Origin of the sequence: Gaetbulibacter sp. M240 (genome assembly GCF_043876815.1) — a bacterium.
Classification (GTDB): Bacteria; Bacteroidota; Bacteroidia; order Flavobacteriales; family Flavobacteriaceae; genus Gaetbulibacter_A.
Genome location: NZ_JBAWKA010000004.1, coordinates 346,364 through 365,298 on the forward strand (window position 1 = coordinate 346,364; position 18,935 = coordinate 365,298).

Below are 18,935 nucleotides of genomic sequence, written 5' to 3' on the forward strand. Positions count from 1 at the left end.
TCAGGAACCTTGAAAAAATTTAGCTCTGACATAACATTTATTGGTTCAGGTATTTCTACCTCCTTTAGTATTCTGAATTTTTTAGATTTACTGGAAAGTGAATCTCAAATGAGGGACAAAATAACGGTAACTGTTATTGAGAGGCATACAGAATTTAATACCGGAATACCATATGGTAAGCGGTCTGGTTTTTCGACCTTATTAATTACTTCACTTCGAAATTTTTTAATTGAACCCGAGCTCACCCTTTTTATCGATTGGTTGAACAAAAATAAATCATGGCTTCTAGAAGAATTAAGAAATGAAGGTGGCCTCTTATCTGAAAAATGGTTAATTGATAATGAGGACGCCATTACTCAAAATGATTGGAAAGATTTGTTTATTCCCAGACGTTTTTTTGGTTGCTACATTGATGAGCGCGTGAAAAATAAAATAGAAGCATTGTCACAAAAAAACCTGGTGAACGTTGAATTCATTCAAGGAGAGGTGGTTGATGTGGATAAAGTCTCAGAAGTGTATTACCATATTAAATTAAAATGCGGTGATACTATTACCACTCGAAAAGCGGTGCTTTCTGTGGGCTCTTTACCTGTTAATTATTTATGGAAGAACAAATCTATTGTTGAAGATGATAATTTAATGGTCTTAAACAATCCGTACAGTCCCAATTTAAGATCAAGTCTCAAAAAAGCTAAGAGTTTTATAAAAAACAGATCTAAAGATAACTATACCAATGTTTTAATTGTCGGGGCTAATGCCAGTGCTTTAGAAATGCTTTATAAACTCAATGACATTAAAAAAGAAGGAGCATTTAAAAATACGAGTTTTACATTCTTATCGACACATGGTCGCTTACCTGATGCTCTGGTTGATGAAGAACGTCAAAAATTGTTTGTCCCAAAACACTTAAAGGCACTAAAATCGAAAAAAAATCTTACTGCAGAATTAATTGCTGAGGCCACCTACAAGGATTTGGATGTCGCGGAGGAGATCCAATTAGGCCCCGCCTCAACAGTAGAGATCATTTCAAAGCATTTTGGTCTTTTGTTGGAAGAATTAAATCAAAAAGAGCTAGAGATTTTTGCTTGTAAGTATGGCAACGATATAGGTCGACGCCAACGCTGTGCCGGTTTACACTATTCAAATGTCGTTTCAGAACTTAGGTCGCAAGATCGATTTGAACACATTGCAGGACGTTTTTTAGATTTGAAACCTGATACTTCCAAAGACTATAAATTAGTGTATAAAGATACTGAAACAGAGAAGGAAAGGGTTTCCAAAATGCCCTTCCATCTGATCATTAATTGCGTAGGAAGTAAAAATCTAACTCAAGAGGATATTCCCGAATTGCATAAAAATTTAATTTCTAAAAGATTTTGTACTCCAAACCCCTCTAATATTGGATTTTACGTGAATGAAAAATTAGAATCAAGCCCGGGATTTCATATTATGGGACCTATGCTCGCAGGGAATGTTATTGAGAATAGAGCCGTTTGGCATGTGGAACATTGTGGAAGGATCATCGGCCTGTCAAAAGTTTTATCCGGGATCTTATTTGAGGATCTTGTAGAGACGCCAAAGATTGAGTTATCAAATTATGAATTTGAAGCTCATACTTTAGACACCTCACCAAAAATTGAAATATATTCCAAAATTTTAAGGACAAAATGGGACAATAATATTTATTATTGTGTGGATAACCTTAAGTATTATGAAAACCTAACGAATATCCTTTACTATTTTTCCCTTAAAATACACGGTCGTACTAAAGTGTTAATGCCTATATATTTACGACAAGTTATGAGTAACGGCAAGCCCACTAAATATTATGATGCCATTACCCCCTATGGTTATGGCGGACCTTTGATGGATGAGGATATAAGTGAAAGAGATATGAAGGTGTTTTGGAAGTCTGTAGATCAATGGTACAAAACAAATCATGTAGTATCCGAATTTATTCGCTTCAGCCTAAACCAAAATTATACCGGGTATAGTGGGTTATTAATTAATACTTTAAGTAATGTAAAAGGACGCTTACAAAGTGATTTTGAATTACAATGGGACACATTTCTACCTAAGGTAAGAAATAACTATAGAAAAGCTGTTTCATACAATTTAGATTTTAAATTGTTTAATGAAGAAACACTTGATGAAAACTGTATCAAACAATTTTATGAGATCTACATAAACACCATGATTAGAAATAAGGCGAAATCGATCTATTTCTTTTCCCTTGAATATTTTAACAACCTGATCTTAAACAATAAAAATAATTTGAATATTGCGCTTGTTTATAAAGATAATATCCCTATTTCTACAGAATTAATTATTAATAACAACAACACTATTTATGCTTACTTGGGAGGTACAGATTCTAATTATTATAAATACCGACCAAATGACTTTTTAAGAGTAGAAGTTATTAAATGGGCTATAAAAAATAAGTTAACAAGCTATGTTCTTGGTGGAGGCCTTAAAGATGGAGATAGCTTATATAAAAGCAAAAAATCCTTTTTCCCAAAAGATGATGAGGTTATTTATTATACCGGCAGAAAAATTGTAGATCAAAAAGTATATGAAGTCTTATGCGAAAATGAAGTGGGCACTTATTCTGATATCCATAAAGATGATATGAGGAATTATTATTTTCCTCTTTACCGGTTTAATAATCGCTAATTCACTATTCCTTTGAAATTAAAAAATCGCCTAAAGCCAAATAATCCAATCCCGTTGAGAAAAAACAACGAATGGCATCCTGAGGGGATTCTACCACAGGTTCACCTTGAATATTAAAGCTCGTGTTTAGCACCACGGGTACTCCCGTACGTTCCCCTAATTTTTTAATTAAATCGTAATATTTGGGATGGGAATCCTTGGTTACCGTTTGAAGACGTGCACTACCGTCGACATGAGTTACGGCAGGGATCACAGATTGCTTTTCTTTTAGAACATTACAAACCTTTAACATGAAGGGGGCTTCAACCTCCAGATCAAAAAAATCATCTTTGGCCTCTACAATAGCGGAAGGTGCAAATGGTCTGTACGCCTCTCTAAACTTTACTTCCGCATTGATCTTATCTTTCATATGAGGAAAGGCCGGATTCGCTAAAATACTGCGACTTCCTAAAGCTCGGGGACCAATTTCCATAGCGCCCTGAAACCAGCCAATAATGTTACCTTCTTCTAAAAGTTGTGCTGATGCATCACAGATATCATCCTGTTTTTTGTACTTTAATTTGGCCCTTTTTAGAACTATCTCGATGTCATCGTTCCTATAGGTCGTTCCAACATAAGGATTTAAATGCACAAAATTCCGGGGTTGCTTTAGGAGTCCGTTATACAAATAATAGGCTGCTCCAATAGCCGTACCATTATCTCCTGCTGCAGGCATGACATACACATCTTTAAATGGACTATCGCGAACAATCCGACCATTCATCACACTATTTAAAGCCACGCCTCCGGAAACCACTAAATACTCTGCATTTGTTTTACTATGAAGTATCTCACAAATTTCCAAAACTTTATTTTCTAAAACCCGTTGGAAAGCGGCTGCTACATCCATGTGATGCTTTTGGAAAGGCGCTCCTTTCTCTCGAGGTTCACCAAAAACTTTAAAGAATTTATCGGAACATCGCTTCCAACTCATATTTTGATAATTAAAGTAGCTCATATCAAAGCTTAACCGCCCTTCACTATTCACTGTAATTATTTTATCAACTTTCTCTAAAAAAATATTTGGATCTCCCATGGGGGCAAGTCCCATGGTCTTCCCCTCATCGTAATTGGTACGAAATCCACAAAACTGCGTTACAGCCTCATAAAATGAACCCAAAGAATGCGGAAAAAAAGTTTGTTTCAAACACTTGACTTCATTATCCTTACCATGACCCAACCATGTTGTGGCCCATTCCCCGGAACCATCTATACCTAAAAGGGCAGCTTCCTTGTAAGGAGATACAAAAAAACTTCCAGGCGCATGGCTAAAATGATGGGGGATAAAATGAACCTCCGGTCCTTCTTTTTTAGAATCCCAGTGATAACCAAACCAGGTCCAAAAACTTTTCTGATTGTTGTATCCACGCACCAGTTCATGATTTATAAAATGATTAATAGTTTTGAAATTGTTTAGACCGTGTATTACTTTTCTACCCAAGTTGTGGGTGGGTTTTATTGAAACGGCTATGTGATCAATATCATTATAATCTAAACCGGCTATCTTCAGGCATCTATCGATCGCAAGCATCGGAAACCTTCTAGTATGTTTATCTCTATTCAACCGCTCTTCTTCGATGGCAGCAATAAGTTGGCCATCCTTAACCACACAGGCCGAGGAGTCATGAAAATAATAATTTAATCCTAGTATTACCATATTTATATTTTTGTTAAATATCAGCTTATTAATTAACTTAATTAGACTATTACATCAATATTGTTCTTCAAAGGGATCTTAGTTTATTTACTCCAAATGTGTTTCATATTCCGTCACAATGAGGTCCGCAATAATATTTCTGCCATGATCATTCCAATGCATATCATAAATTAATGTTGTGGGCTCTTCAGATCGTTCCAAAGCAGACCCAAAATCTAAATATTGAAAATTGTGGGTTTGTAAATACATTATGAATTCTTCAGGGGTTCTTTCTACATCTAGGAACAAGACAAATCGCTTCTTATCAAATCCGTATAAGGACACCAAGGATTTAAAATTACTCAATCGTTTTTCAATTAAATCAATATTATTAATTGCTTTTTTTTGTGAGTTTTCGGGAATCAGGCGCTTTTGTAAAGACAACAGTTCACTCATCAGAGAAGTCACAGCGCTTAAAGTTCCTATATCGCTCAAATAGACAATGAGTTTACTTTTTCTCAAGGTCTTGTAAAGCGGCGATTCCAGTTTCATACGTTCTTCTAGAACAGAATATTCTCTTCTTGTAAGATCATCCTCGAAGGACAATCCAACATATACGCGGTCTATTTTATCAAATATATCCTTATAGACGTCTATAAGGTGCAACTGATCGGCCAGATCATATCCGGCATAACCAAATTCAAAAACTTGAACGTTATCAAGTTGGTTTTCAATTTTTTTACCGATCGAATTAGAATAATTTTGGTGAAAGCCTTCAATAAAAGAATCGCCTACTAATGCAATCTCTTGAGTATTGTAGGTTGGTTTGAACTCTCGGTACGAATTATACCCGAAGTTATTGATGTGATATTCTGAAAAATTTTGTCGACGGATCCCCGTAACCGAATACCCATTCTGATTGGGCACCCACTTCTCTACCCCATACTTATCTACATAACGTGAGGGATAATCTTTCGTTAAATGAAATACCCGAATAAAAGCTTCTAAACACAGCAAGATGAGCACTGCATACAATCCCGATTTTAATAAAATTTTCAGCATATCCATCAGAATTGAAAATAAATAAACGACCGGTCAATACCGTCATCATAAAATAACAAAATACCCAGAATGACAACTGCATAGCTAACGAAACGCACAACTCTATTTTTAAAATTAAAAGGAGAACGAGGCATTTTTCTGATACGATATTCATATAAAATAAAAATACCTAACAGAATAAAATAGTCGACCAAACGATAGCCCAAGGGATGTGTATAGTTTGCAAAGGACAGGTTTGTGAACAAACGACCGATATATTGAAATGCATCTGAAATGGAATCGGCCCTAAAGAATATCCACGAAAAGCTTATAAATAAAAAGGTAAATAACACTTGCCCTAACTCCTTTATAGAGGGTAAAACAGAATTTTGCCCAATATCCGTATTCTTAAAAGCGGTATTCGTACCCAATAAAAAAACCGGTATAAAGGCCAAAGCATGAAAAGCCCCCCAAAATATAAAGGTCCAGTTAGCGCCGTGCCAAAAACCACTAACCAAAAAAATAATAAAAACGTTTCGCACACTTTTTATGAGATTAACCCTTGAACCTCCCAAAGGAATATACAGGTAATCCCTGAACCAGGTAGACAATGAAATATGCCAGCGGCGCCAAAATTCTCCAATACCCCTTGAAAAATAGGGAAATTTAAAATTAGTCATGAGCTCAACACCAAACAATTTAGCAGTACCAATAGCGATATCTGAATAGCCACTAAAATCACAATAGATCTGAAAACTAAAAAAGACAATTCCCAAAATAAGTGTTGATGCCGGATAGGACACATAGTTTAAGAAAATGTCATCAACCATAGGCGCCAAAGCATCGGCAATAGCTATTTTTTTAAATAATCCCCATAAGATAAGTTTCATGCCATCTATGATCTGGATTCGCTTAAAGACGCGCTTATTTGTAATTTGAGGCAACAAATTGGATGCCCGCTCTATAGGTCCGGCCACAAGTTGCGGAAAGAAACTTACGAAAGCTGCAAACGACAAAAAGTCTTTTGTGGGCTCCAGACGTTTATAATAGATGTCGAAGGAATACGACATGGTCTGAAAGGTATAAAAGGAGATCCCTACCGGTAAAATAACACTTAAGGTCCAAGTGCTTTTAATGGTATATCCTAATGAAGCAGAGAGATCTGCCCAGGAATCCACGAAAAAATTATAATACTTGAAAAATCCAAGGAGTCCGACATTAAATAGTACGCTCGCCCAAAGCCAACGTTTTCTTAAAACTTTATTATCGGTGTTATGGATCTGAAATCCCACAAAATAATCAACCGTTGTGCTTAAAAGGATCAAAGATAAAAAACGCCAATCCCAACAGCCATAGAAAAAATAACTGGCTACTAAAATCAGGATATTCTGTGCTTTTAGAGATTTCTTAAAAACGAACCAATAAAGCGTAAAAACGATCCCTAGAAAAAGAAAAAAGGAGAAAGAATTGAATACCATAGTTGAGGCTGATTTTTCAAGAAGCCAAATATCAAATTTTTATATAAAATGTTCAAATCTATTCTTTGAATAACCTATAAATACTATAAAAAGAAGCATTCAGGCATAAAAAAAGCCCTTCGTATAAGAAGAGCTAAAATTGTATTATGAAAAAGGATTACATATCATTGAAAATCGAATGCATCAATCGTTTTTTGTCGTTAATGCTTTCTTCCAAAGAGATCATGGTTTCAGTTCTGTAAACGCCTTCAATATCATCTAATAAAAAGATAACTTCTTTAGCATGCTCGGTGCTGCGCGCTCTGATTTTACAGAAAATATTGAATTTGCCTGTCGTAATATGGGCTACGGTCACATAAGGTATCTCATTTATACGCTCTAAAACAAATTTAGTTTGCGAAGTATTGTTTAAATAAACCCCAACGTAAGCAATGAACGAATATCCTAATTTTTTATAGTCCAGAGTCAGTGAAGATCCACGAATGATTCCGGCCTCCTCCATTTTTTTAACCCGAACGTGAACTGTACCGGCAGAGATTAATAATTTCTTAGCAATATCTGTAAAAGGTATTCTTGTATTGTCGATCAACATATCAAGAATCTGATGATCGATTTCGTCTAATTTAATTTTCCCCATAATTGAAACTTCTTAAATATAAGGCAAAAATAGTAGATTTTTATTAATAATAATGCATATTTAATACATTTTATTGTGTCAAAAGTGAGATTTTTTCATTATTCAACATTACGAAAACGTTTTCGCTGGAGCACTCCAAAGTAGTCCCAATAGCTGATAATACCGCTCCGCCTCTAGCGTCGATCTCCTTATGACCATAATAATTGGATAATAATTCCATTTTCTCAATGATGGGAACGAAATGAATGTCATCATCAACCAATCGTTCTTCATACTGCACGGCAACATCCGTTACCTTATAATTAACCAAAGCGTTTCTAATGATAATATCATAAAAACACTTCGCGTTTTCAGGTATTTTGAAATACGGTTGGTGATGATCTCCACTGATATCTGTTTTCGATATATAATCGAGAGCCGTTAGATATGCGGCATAAATGAGTTCTCGCGTCACTTCACGATGATAGTCGTTAGGATAATGGCCAGCCTCAAAGAGTACAGTGGGTACATTGTAAGATTGAAAGGTGTCACCAACACAATTGATATTAAAAGCATCGTCATAGACGCCTATTTGATCCGGGATCTGTTCCTGAAGGGCTGTATTCATTACAGAAATAAGCTCCATTGCTTTTTTTCTATTTTCAGTGACTGAACAAGCTTCATCTTGTGCCGGGGCCAAAAAAGACACCGTTGCAGGCTTATTGCTTATTCCCGCACTGAAAATAGTACGTTGTCCGTGAAGATTAAAACAGAAATCCGGTTTAAATTGGGTAAATGCCGCTCTTAGTACACGACTTTCCGGTTGCGATAAGTTCTGAGCATCACGATTAAGATCTACCTCATTGGCATTTAAACGTGTATAAAGCGTTGCGCCGTCCGGATTTAAAATAGGTATGATATATAAGGTACATGATTCCAAAATGTGATTCAGGTCCTTATTTGGCGTTAAAAGGGTATTTAATAGATCGAAAAGCGCCTTTGTGGTTGTCGATTCGTTACCATGCATTTGAGACCAGAACAAGAGCCGTTTTGATCCTTTCCCTAAGGTTAAACCATAAATGGGTTTGTTAAGAACAGAATACCCGATGATCTCCACAGATGTATCAATCTGGTTTTTTTCTAATAAAGGCTGTATGTGTTCATTGGTTATGTAACGACCAAATAGGACTTTTTCTTTGTGGGTCTTGTAAAGCTGTTTAATAGCACTGATGCGCATCTTTCTTATTTTGATTACAAAACTAAACAAATACAATTTTACAATTGTAAACAAAACAATAGTTACAAATGTAAACTACTAGTTGTGCTTGAACCCTTTTATATAATCATTACTTATATTATGTATTTAAATATCATGTTTTCAACTTTTTAAACTACTTTACTTAAATATTTGATTTATTAAATATGCTATTATAAGCCATTTTTAACACGGTTATAAATCTTTTTTTGTTACATTTGTAAAGAATTAATCTCTTTAGTAATTTACAATGATAAACACTGACGATTTTGCTAAACGACTTCAAAAAGTCATCGATTATTACAGTGAAAGCGCCTCCTCTTTTGCGGATTCGATTGGTGTACAACGTTCCAGTATTTCGCATATCCTCTCCGGAAGAAATAAGCCTAGTCTGGACTTTGTGTTAAAGATCCTTTCTACCTACCCTGATGTAGAATTATATTGGTTATTGAACGGCAAGGGTAATTTTCCCTCCCAGGGTGAAACTGTAGAAAAAAAAGATCAGACACCAGCATCCAATGAAATTGAAGAAAAAATTAATTCGTTACCAAAAAAGCACGCTGAAGGAAAATCAATAGAACGCATCGTTATTTTTTATTCCGATGGAAGTTTTGAAAACTTTCAGAATTAATAAACCTATTCGTATTTTTGTTAAAAAAACATTCATGAAATACGTTTTGGTCCTGTGTCTTGCAACTTTGCTTAGCAGTTGTTATCAAACCACCCGGAATTGCAAAGATTTTAAAACGGGATCCTTCTACAGTGAAGTGACTATAGATGGTACCGTTTTTACCTCTAATTTTCAGCGAACAAATACCACTCAGGTTGAAGTTTATAACGATCACAAGGATTCTTCTGAAGTGCGATGGATAAACGATTGCGAGGTTATTTTTAAAACTATAAACCCAAAGAATATGGCCGAACGCAAGGATATCCATTTAAAGATCTTGACCACAACGGATTCCTCCTATACGTTTGAATATAGTTACGTCGGAGAAACTACCAAACAAAAAGGCATTGCTTATAAGGCTGATTAATAGGGTTAATCGAAAGGATACAAAAAAGACTCCTGTAATTCGAAATCGATGGTCTTATCTTCATTAATAAAATAATTGATAAATAATTCGCCCCAGTATTCGCCATCTGAAAAATCAGCGATGATCCATTTATGATTTAATATTTTCACCGTATTAATGAGCATTTTACGCCCTTCACTAGATTCATAAGGGATTAATGGATTCTTTTTCTCGAAATTAAGCTCGTGTAATTGATCTTTTATGACAGGAATTAAAGAATCAACATTATAACCATCACGCTCAAAATAGCTCATAGCGTCTTCATTGCGCTCCAAATTAAAATAGGATAATTCCTGAATCTTATGATCCATCGCAACCAGGGAATCTTTATAGGTTTTATTCAGAGCTTTGTAATCTCCTATAGTCGCATTCATATCCTTAAAGGTGTTCTTTGAACTAATAAATTGATAGACTACTAAAAGTGCCGTAAATACAAATAGATAGATAAAGATTTTCTGTTTCATAAGACTTATTTTTTATAGCATTATTTCTAAGGTGTCATAGGCCAGAGAGACGTGATCCGGCAACTCGTTTTCCACGTCGTCGTGAAATCCGAGCAAATGACTAATATGGGTTAAATAGGCTTTTCCTGGATTTACCTTTTCGATGAATTCCAAAGCTTCAGAAAGATTAAAATGCGAACGATGCGGTTTAGTTCTTAAGGCATTTACAACCAAAACCGGGACATTCTTTATTTTTTCGATCTCATCATCAGACACCGTTTTCATATCGGTTAAATAGACAAAATCGCCAAATCGAAATCCGAAAACCTGAACGCCGCCATGATCTCCATTAATCGGTATGACTTTTAGATCATGCAAATAAAAAGGTTCATTTGAAACCTCATTTACGGTTACTGTCGGTGCTCCGGGATATTTGTTTTCAATAGCAAAAACATAATCGAATCGGTGTTGTAACGAGGTTATTACCCTTGGATGCCCATAAATTGGGATATCACCTTGCCGGAAATAAAACGGTCGAATGTCGTCAAACCCCATTACATGGTCTGCGTGCTCATGCGTGAATAATATGCCATCAATACGATCTACATTGGCACGTAACATCTGATATCTAAAGTCAGGACCACAATCCACCACATACGTATAATCATCCCATTCCACCAAAATGGAAACGCGCAGCCGTTTGTCTTTCGGATTTGTACTTAAACACACCGGATGCTTACTTCCGATTATAGGAATTCCTTGTGAAGTTCCGGTGCCTAAAAATGTGATTTTCAAAATAGCATATGTTTTGAACAAAAATAAGGTTATTTTTTTGTTTGATATACTTATTTAATACCTTTGTAATGTTACCTTATACCTATAAATTATATGGAAATTACCATTAAAGGCGATAAAGAATTCGATAACGTCCCATCGTTGAAATCCAAGGCTTTACGCATCAACCTAAATGAAAATATTTACGGAACATTTGCTGAAATTGGCGCAGGTCAAGAAACTTGTCGCCATTTTTTTAGGGCTGGTGGTGCTTCGGGTACTATAGCCAAAGCAATGTCAGCCTACGATAAGGACTTTAGTGATGCCATTTATGGTGCTGAAGAAGACGGCCGTTATGTTACCGAGGCTCGTTTACGCAAAATGCTTTCTCACGAGATGAATTTGATAGAAAGTCGTTTAACGCGTGAAGAGCATCCTAATAAAATATTTTTCACCTATGCGAATACTGTTGCGACGATTGATTTTGCTAAGCAATACAAAGGACATGGTTGGGTAGGGATCAAATACCAAATTGAAGCTAATGCGGAATATAACGAGATTATTTTGCATGTTCGCTTTAAGGAAACTGATGCGCGTTTACAACAAGAAACCCTAGGTATCTTAGGAACAAACCTTATTTATGGTTCCTTTTACAAATACAATGAGCCTAAAAAGCTACTACGTTATTTGTATGATCATTTAGATAAAGATCAGGTAGAGATCGACACCATAAACTTTTCCGGACCGGTATTCCAAAATGTAGATAACCGCCTGATGAGTTTACAGCTGGTAAAGAATGGCATGACGGATGCGGTGATGTTTGGTCCGGATGGAACAAACGAATTGCCGGCACGTGTTTTCTACAAAAAAAACGTTTTAGCGCTACGAGGTAGTTTCAGACCGGTAACCAAGGTGAACATGGCCATGTATGAGAAATCATATGAGATGTTTATCAAAGAGAATAAAGTTGATGAGAAAAAGACTGTTGTTGTTTTTGAAATTACACTCTCGAATTTAAGAGCTGAAGGCGAGATCGACGAGCAAGATTTTATTGATAGAGCCGATTTGTTATGTGCTTTGGGACAGTCTGTTATGATATCCAACTTTCAGGAATACTATAAGGTTGTTGAGTACTTCTCCAAGTACACAAAAGCACGTATGGGGCTTGTCATGGGCGTGAGTAATTTGGTTGATATCTTCGATGAAAAATACTATCGTCATATCAGTGGTGGTATTCTTGAAGCTTTTGGGAAATTGTTCTTTAAAGATCTTAAAGTTTACCTATACCCTATGTTGGATCCTAAAACCGGGGAACTCATTAATAGTGAAAACCTGAAAGTATATCCACGAATGAAGGAGTTATACAAATTCTTTAAATACAATGGTAAAGTAATCGATATTAAAGAATACGATGAAACCATCATGAATATTTTCTCAAGGGAAATCTTAAGAATGATCTCGGAAGGTGAATCAGGTTGGGAAGATATGGTTCCGGCTGGTACCGCTGAACTTATTAAAGATTACAGGCTATTTGGTTACACGCGAAAACCACTAACCTTGAGTAGAAGACGCAAATGAGCTTCAAAAAAACGCAATAGATAAATAAAAAAGCGACTCCAAATAGAGTCGCTTTTTTAATATGGTAATTCTATTCTTATGAATCTAATATCTGTGCAGCGTGTTCTTTCGTTTTTACCTTATCAATAACACGTTCTACCACACCTTTTTCATCAATAATAAACGTCATTCTGTGAATACCGTCGTATTCCTTGCCCATAAACTTTTTTGGTCCCCAAACGCCAAAAGTGTTGATCACAGTTTTATCTTCATCAGCTAGCAAAGGAAACGGAAAATCATACTTTTCTTTGAAATTTGCCTGTTTTTTCTCCGAGTCCGCACTCACACCTAGTAAAGCATAGCCTTGGTCTTGTAATGCTTTATAGTTATCGCGCAAGTTACAAGCTTCAACAGTACAACCCGGTGTATTGGCCTTTGGGTAAAAGAATACAACGAGCTTTTGGCCTTTGTAATCACTCAATGATATCGAATTTCCTTGTTCGTCTTTTGCTGTAAAATTAGGCACAGCATCACCTTGTTTTAAAGTATTCATAGTCTTAACTTTGATTTTTACAAAAATACAATTTATGACTAAGAAAGAGAAGGTAGATTTTGTTATAAAAACCTTAAATGAATTATATCCTGAAATCCCTATCCCCTTAGAACATCAAGACCCTTATACCCTACTGATCGCTGTACTGCTTTCTGCTCAAAGTACCGATGTGCGGGTCAATCAGATTACACCTCTTCTGTTTGCAGAAGCTGATAATCCTTACGACATGATAAAACTTAGTGTTGAAGAGATCCGTGAAATCATCAAGCCTGTGGGGTTATCGCCGATGAAAAGCAAAGGTATTTATGGATTGTCTAAAATTTTAATTGAAAAGCATGATGGTAAGGTACCTCAGGATTTTGCGGCGTTGGAAGCTTTGCCTGCTGTTGGCCATAAAACCGCTAGCGTGGTGATGTCGCAAGCATTTGGTGTTCCCGCTTTTCCGGTAGATACACATATTCATCGTTTAATGTACCGATGGACTTTTAGCAACGGAAAAAATGTAGTTCAAACTGAAAAAGATGCCAAACGCTTGTTCCCGAAAGAACTTTGGAACGATTTGCACCTTCAGATCATTTGGTATGGTCGTGAATACTCTCCAGCCAGAGGTTGGAATCTTGAAAAAGATATCATTACAAAAACGATCGGAAGACAATCCGTGATCAAAGAATATCACAAAAAAAAGTCCTGATGTTTAGTTCATCAGGACATTTTAATACTTAATTCAGAAGTGTTTCAAACTTCAGAGACTTATAACTTATAACACTTAAAGCTTTAGAGTATTCTAGGAGAAACTTCACAGTCTCCTCTTTAGGTTCTAACCGGTTAAATTTTTTAATAGATTTTTCAGAGTAAAGTTTTGCCATTGTAATAGTTTAAAAGTTAACTTAATAATTAACGGCAAAAAACTTACTTTATTGTTAGTTGGTTAAAACAATATTATGTTTTTCTATTATTTTTCTCAGATTAATAAGTGCATAACGCATCCTTCCTAAAGCTGTATTGATGCTTACACCAGTGCGTTCCGATATTTCCTTGAAGCTCATATCTTTATAGATTCGCATCAATAACACATCACGCTGATCTTCAGGTAATTCATCAACTAGGCGTCTTACGTCATCTTCAACCTGCGATTTTATAATTCTTTTTTCAGCATTCAAAGTTGAATCACTTAAAACAGAAAAAATATTGAATTCGCCAGCATTATCAAATTTTGGCATTCTGTTACTTTTTCTGAAATGATCGATCACTAAATTATGGGCGATACGCATCACCCAGGGCAAAAATTTACCTTCTTCATTGTATGCGCCCCGTTTTAAGGTACGAATAACTTTAATGAACGTATCCTGAAAAATGTCTTCAGCCACATCAGAATCGTAAACTTTTGAATAAATAAAACTGTAAATTTTGTGTTTGTGCCGAATGATTAAAACCTCTAGAGCAGATTCCTTTCCACTCATATAATCTTTAACCAAAGTAGCGTCTGGTATAAGTTCTTTTTGCATAATTATTACTTTAATACACTGTGCTTGTGCGCAGTGTTTGGGGATACATTTTTTTAAAAAAGTAATATTATGCTATAGGCAAGTGTTGATTTTAAATTGATTAACTACCTCAAATATAACAACAATCGTTCCTAAAAAACAAAAATAAATCTTGTTTTTTAATATTTTATTTTAATTCCACCCATTTTATTGGATGAAATACTTGTGGTATCTTTGCAAAATTACGTGTGTACAAGCCTATGACTACTGATATTTCCCAAGTAAACCCCAAAGAAAACATTATCATCAAGGGGGCCAAACTGCATAATCTAAAAAACATCGATGTTGTTATTCCCAGGAATAAATTGGTCGTAATTACGGGTCTATCCGGTTCGGGGAAATCGAGCTTAGCCTTTGATACACTTTATGCCGAAGGCCAGCGGCGCTATGTTGAAAGTCTTTCCAGTTATGCGCGTCAGTTTTTAGGCCGCCTAAATAAACCCAAGGTTGATTATATTAAAGGGATCGCTCCTGCCATCGCAATAGAACAAAAGGTGAATTCAACGAATCCCAGATCAACTGTGGGTACAACAACAGAGATCTACGACTACCTAAAACTACTTTTTGCCCGCATTGGAAAAACTTACTCCCCTGTTTCAGGAAAAGAAGTTAAAAAGCACCGGGTAAAAGATGTTCTAGAGTATATAAAAACCTTTCCTGAACGTGAAAAAATGCTCCTCTTAGCTCCTATTCATTTAGAGAAAGGTCGAAGTATTGAGGATAAACTAAAGGTATTAAACCAACAGGGATATGCTAGAGTTAAAGTGAATGACACCGTAAAACGGATTGATGAAATTGAATCTATAGGTAAAAAAGATTCTATTGCATTGGTTGTAGACCGTATTATCGTAAAACATGAAGAAGATTTCTTTAATCGATTGGCAGACGCTATTCAAACCGCTTTCTTTGAAGGTAAAGGGGAATGTTTCGTTGAAACCTTAAATGATCAAAAACAAAAAGCATTTAGCAATAAATTTGAATTAGATAGTATTCAATTTTTAGAACCTAACGTTCATTTATTCAGCTTTAATAATCCCTATGGCGCATGCCCGAAATGCGAAGGTTATGGAGATATTATTGGTATTGATGAAGATCTGGTTGTTCCTAACACAGGACTTTCAGTCTATGAAAATGCCATATTTCCATGGCGGGGCGAAAGTATGAGCTGGTATCGTGATCAGTTGGTTAATAATGCGCACAAATTTGACTTCCCGGTGCATAAACCCTATTTCAAATTAACGGAAGAACAAAAAGAATTGATCTGGACCGGTAACCAGTATTTCGAAGGTTTAAATGATTTTTTCGCTGAACTTGAAGCCAAGGCTTATAAGATTCAAAATCGTGTTATGCTGTCCCGCTATCGTGGTAAAACAAAATGTAAAACTTGTAATGGTAAGCGTTTACGAGAAGAAGCTAATTATGTTAAAGTGGGTGGTGTTACCATTACTGATTTGGTTGATCGTCCCATTAAAAAATTAGTGCACTTTTTTACGGCATTAGAACTTAATGAATATGATGCTCAAATTGCGAACCGGCTCCTCAAAGAAATTAATAATCGTCTGGCCTTTCTATCAGATGTTGGCTTGGATTATTTAACCTTGAATCGAAAATCAAATACCCTTTCAGGTGGCGAAAGCCAACGTATAAATCTAGCGACCTCTTTGGGAAGTAGTTTGGTTGGTTCCATGTATATTTTGGATGAACCCAGTATTGGCTTACATCCAAGAGATACCGAGCGCCTTATAAAGGTTTTACTTTCGTTACGAGACTTAGGAAATACCGTTATTGTTGTAGAACATGATGAGGATATAATGAAAGCAGCCGATACGATTATAGATATCGGACCTGAAGCGGGTACCTTTGGTGGTGAAGTGGTAGCAGAAGGCACGTTTGAAACCATTTTAAAATCGGAATCATTAACAGCGAAATATTTAAATGAAAATTTAAAAATAGAAGTCCCTGGTCAACGACGAACAGCGCGCTATGAGGTTACCATTAAGGGCGCACGAGAAAACAATTTAAAAAATATTGATGCAACCTTCCCTTTGGGTGTATTAACTGTAGTTACCGGTGTTTCCGGAAGCGGAAAAAGTACATTGGTTAAAAAGATTTTATATCCGGCATTACAAAAGGAATTAACGGATTACGGCGATAAGCCCGGACAATTTACGGCCCTTGAAGGAAATTATGGACCATTCAAAAAGATCGAGTTTGTTGATCAAAACCCGATTGGTCGCTCCTCGCGCTCAAACCCAGTAACTTACATAAAGGCTTACGATGATATTCGGGCTTTATACGCGGGGCAAAAATTAAGTAAGATCAGAAATTACAAGGCTAAGCACTTTTCATTTAATGTTGATGGCGGACGCTGTGAAACCTGTAAAGGTGAAGGTGAAGTAACTATTGAAATGCAATTTATGGCCGATGTGCATTTAGAATGCGAGACTTGTAAAGGTAAGCGTTTCAAAAAAGAAGTTCTGGAAGTTGAATTTTCCGGAAAAAATATTGACGCTATTTTAAACCTTACCATTGATGATGCCATTCAATTTTTTGAAAGTCAAAATGAATCAAAGATAGTCTCCAAATTACAGCCACTTCAGGATGTAGGTTTAGGATATGTAACACTTGGGCAGAGTTCTTCTACCCTATCAGGCGGTGAAGCACAACGTATTAAATTAGCCTCATTTTTAGGTAAAGGTTCCAATAAAGAAAGGGTGCTTTTCATTTTTGATGAACCTACTACCGGTCTGCATTTCCACGATATCAAAAAATTATTAACCTCTTTCAATGCCCTAATTGAAAATGGACATTCGGTTATCGTTGTAGAACATAACCTGGAACTCATTAAATGTGCTGATCATATTATCGATCTGGGACCTCATGGTGGTGAAGAGGGCGGCCATGTAGTAGCGACCGGCACACCAGAAGCCATAGCTAAAAACCCGGAGTCCTTAACTGGTATTTATCTTCGAGAAAAATTATAGTTAATAAGACAAAAAGCCAACAAGAACCAAAAGGATCACTGCGATTGGAATAACAAATGAAAAATAAATTCCAGTAACAAGTGCCGATTTAAAAATACTCCGCATCCACCCTTGTTCGTAAAACCGCTTGACAGCGATCACCATGTAAACGAATGTCGATAGCAATAAAAAGAAATCTAAAGAAGCTGGAATTCCAACGACAGTATTAGCTAATAAGATCAAACTAAACACAGTAAATAAGAAAGAATAAAAGTAAAAACTAAATACCAAATGGTAGGCATATGGTCCTCTTCGATAAAAAACTAACTTTAAAAGCAATGCGAATATGGGCAATAAAATAAATAATGAAATAGGAATGGTATCATAAACGGCTTTCAACATTTGTCCGCCGTTTCGCTGTTGGTAAAACTTTAGCAATTGCGCATGAATTTTTCGACTAAACCATCCGGCATCATCACTCATGCCCATCGCTTTATATATCTCTGAGTTCGGTGCACCTATGTTAATTAATGAATCAATTTTCTTTTCATTAAAGCCGAACGAAATACCTCTATTCGTGTTATCTTTTTTTGTTTCCGATTTAATTAGTGCATCGATCGATTTTAGATTGGCCTGTTTTGCAAATTCAGGGTTCTTCTTCTCTAAAACCTTAAAAACACTATCCACTTGAACCGTATCTACAAGTTGCTTTATCTGTTTTTCTGAAGAAAATAAAGGCTTACTTACTGTTTCTTTCAAGGTTTTATCTAAAGTTTCAACCTGTTTATTTACAACAGTAATTGAGAGAATAAAAAAGAAGATCACAGAAACAAATAAATAAAGTTGAGCCGGATGTAAAAATTGAAGTCGTTTGCCTTGCACAAATGTTTTGGCAAGATAGCCAGGCTTAAATAACAAAGGAAAAATACTTTTAAAAAAGCGTGCATCAAAAGAAAAATAATTGCTAATGGTATTGTAAAATAATACACCTATGGTGAGATCGTCCTTTGTTTTTTGCCCACAATTTGGGCAGAAGTTAAAATCTGCATTAAATTCGGTCTCACAATTTTTACAGATCTGTTTTTCTTCAGCCATTAAAAAATGTTTGGAATAAAAGTAAGTTGATTTATGCAGTAAAAATAAAAAAAATATTCAAGCTTTTAACATTCTGAAATACAATAATATAAGCTATAACACGCAAACTTATGTAAACCTTCATATTATGTTTTGGCACGCTGTTTGAAACTATAACAACAAAGCGTAAGCCGAAAAGCTAAAGAGTAG

At 35.7% G+C, this 18,935-nt stretch carries 16 protein-coding genes; 6 read left to right on the forward strand and 10 right to left on the reverse strand.

Going from position 1 to position 18,935, the window contains the following annotated elements:
• Positions 1-9: 9 nt before the first annotated feature.
• Positions 10-2,676: a GNAT family N-acetyltransferase gene (locus V8G61_RS12800; RefSeq protein WP_394876204.1), complete on the forward strand. Its 2,667-nt coding sequence runs from the start codon at positions 10-12 to the stop codon at positions 2,674-2,676.
• A gap of 4 nt (positions 2,677-2,680) precedes the next feature.
• Here the strand turns inward: V8G61_RS12800 and V8G61_RS12805 are convergent, their stop codons facing one another.
• The 5 genes from V8G61_RS12805 to V8G61_RS12825 form a co-directional block, all read right to left on the reverse strand.
• A complete protein-coding gene (locus V8G61_RS12805; protein ID WP_394876206.1) occupies positions 2,681-4,372 on the reverse strand; it encodes a carbamoyltransferase in 1,692 nt (563 codons plus the stop codon).
• Between the two features lie 87 nt (positions 4,373-4,459).
• On the reverse strand, positions 4,460-5,413 hold the full coding sequence (locus tag V8G61_RS12810; RefSeq protein ID WP_394876207.1) for a hypothetical protein: 954 nt from the start codon (positions 5,411-5,413) through the stop codon (positions 4,460-4,462).
• 5 nt (positions 5,414-5,418) lie between these two features.
• Complete coding sequence (locus V8G61_RS12815; RefSeq protein ID WP_394876208.1) at positions 5,419-6,870, reverse strand: MBOAT family O-acyltransferase; 1,452 nt, start codon at positions 6,868-6,870, stop codon at positions 5,419-5,421.
• 157 nt (positions 6,871-7,027) lie between these two features.
• Positions 7,028-7,507, reverse strand: a complete 480-nt coding sequence (locus tag V8G61_RS12820; protein ID WP_394876209.1) for an Lrp/AsnC family transcriptional regulator — start codon at positions 7,505-7,507, stop codon at positions 7,028-7,030.
• Positions 7,508-7,577: 70 nt separating this feature from the next.
• A complete protein-coding gene (locus V8G61_RS12825) occupies positions 7,578-8,723 on the reverse strand; it encodes a M14 metallopeptidase family protein (RefSeq protein ID WP_394876211.1) in 1,146 nt (381 codons plus the stop codon).
• A 268-nt stretch (positions 8,724-8,991) separates the two neighbouring features.
• On the opposite strand from V8G61_RS12825, the gene V8G61_RS12830 reads away from it, so the two are divergent.
• Both V8G61_RS12830 and V8G61_RS12835 read left to right on the forward strand, forming a co-directional pair.
• Positions 8,992-9,372: a helix-turn-helix transcriptional regulator gene (locus V8G61_RS12830; protein ID WP_394876213.1), complete on the forward strand. Its 381-nt coding sequence runs from the start codon at positions 8,992-8,994 to the stop codon at positions 9,370-9,372.
• Positions 9,373-9,406: 34 nt separating this feature from the next.
• Positions 9,407-9,778, forward strand: coding sequence for a DNA topoisomerase IV (locus V8G61_RS12835; RefSeq protein WP_394876214.1), 372 nt, complete (start codon positions 9,407-9,409; stop codon positions 9,776-9,778).
• A 5-nt stretch (positions 9,779-9,783) separates the two neighbouring features.
• On the opposite strand, the gene V8G61_RS12840 is transcribed toward V8G61_RS12835, so the two are convergent.
• Positions 9,784-10,281: a hydrolase gene (locus tag V8G61_RS12840; protein ID WP_394876216.1), complete on the reverse strand. Its 498-nt coding sequence runs from the start codon at positions 10,279-10,281 to the stop codon at positions 9,784-9,786.
• Between the two features lie 12 nt (positions 10,282-10,293).
• Positions 10,294-11,055: an MBL fold metallo-hydrolase gene (locus V8G61_RS12845; protein WP_394876217.1), complete on the reverse strand. Its 762-nt coding sequence runs from the start codon at positions 11,053-11,055 to the stop codon at positions 10,294-10,296.
• A gap of 93 nt (positions 11,056-11,148) precedes the next feature.
• Between V8G61_RS12845 and V8G61_RS12850 the strand changes: the two genes are divergently transcribed.
• Positions 11,149-12,612, forward strand: coding sequence for a TonB-dependent receptor (locus V8G61_RS12850; protein WP_394876218.1), 1,464 nt, complete (start codon positions 11,149-11,151; stop codon positions 12,610-12,612).
• 76 nt (positions 12,613-12,688) lie between these two features.
• Here the strand turns inward: V8G61_RS12850 and bcp are convergent, their stop codons facing one another.
• A complete protein-coding gene (gene bcp, locus V8G61_RS12855) occupies positions 12,689-13,144 on the reverse strand; it encodes a thioredoxin-dependent thiol peroxidase (protein WP_394876220.1) in 456 nt (151 codons plus the stop codon).
• A 34-nt stretch (positions 13,145-13,178) separates the two neighbouring features.
• On the opposite strand from bcp, the gene nth reads away from it, so the two are divergent.
• Entirely contained in the window at positions 13,179-13,835 is a 657-nt protein-coding gene (nth, locus tag V8G61_RS12860) for an endonuclease III domain-containing protein (protein WP_394876222.1), read from the forward strand.
• A gap of 229 nt (positions 13,836-14,064) precedes the next feature.
• On the opposite strand, the gene V8G61_RS12865 is transcribed toward nth, so the two are convergent.
• A complete protein-coding gene (locus V8G61_RS12865) occupies positions 14,065-14,649 on the reverse strand; it encodes an RNA polymerase sigma factor (RefSeq protein WP_394876225.1) in 585 nt (194 codons plus the stop codon).
• Positions 14,650-14,888: 239 nt separating this feature from the next.
• Here V8G61_RS12865 and uvrA point away from each other — a divergent pair, with 239 nt between their 5' ends.
• Positions 14,889-17,672, forward strand: coding sequence for an excinuclease ABC subunit UvrA (uvrA, locus tag V8G61_RS12870; RefSeq protein WP_394876226.1), 2,784 nt, complete (start codon positions 14,889-14,891; stop codon positions 17,670-17,672).
• On the opposite strand, the gene V8G61_RS12875 is transcribed toward uvrA, so the two are convergent.
• Positions 17,673-18,746, reverse strand: a complete 1,074-nt coding sequence (locus V8G61_RS12875) for a DUF3667 domain-containing protein (RefSeq protein ID WP_394876228.1) — start codon at positions 18,744-18,746, stop codon at positions 17,673-17,675.
• Positions 18,747-18,935: the final 189 nt, after the last annotated feature.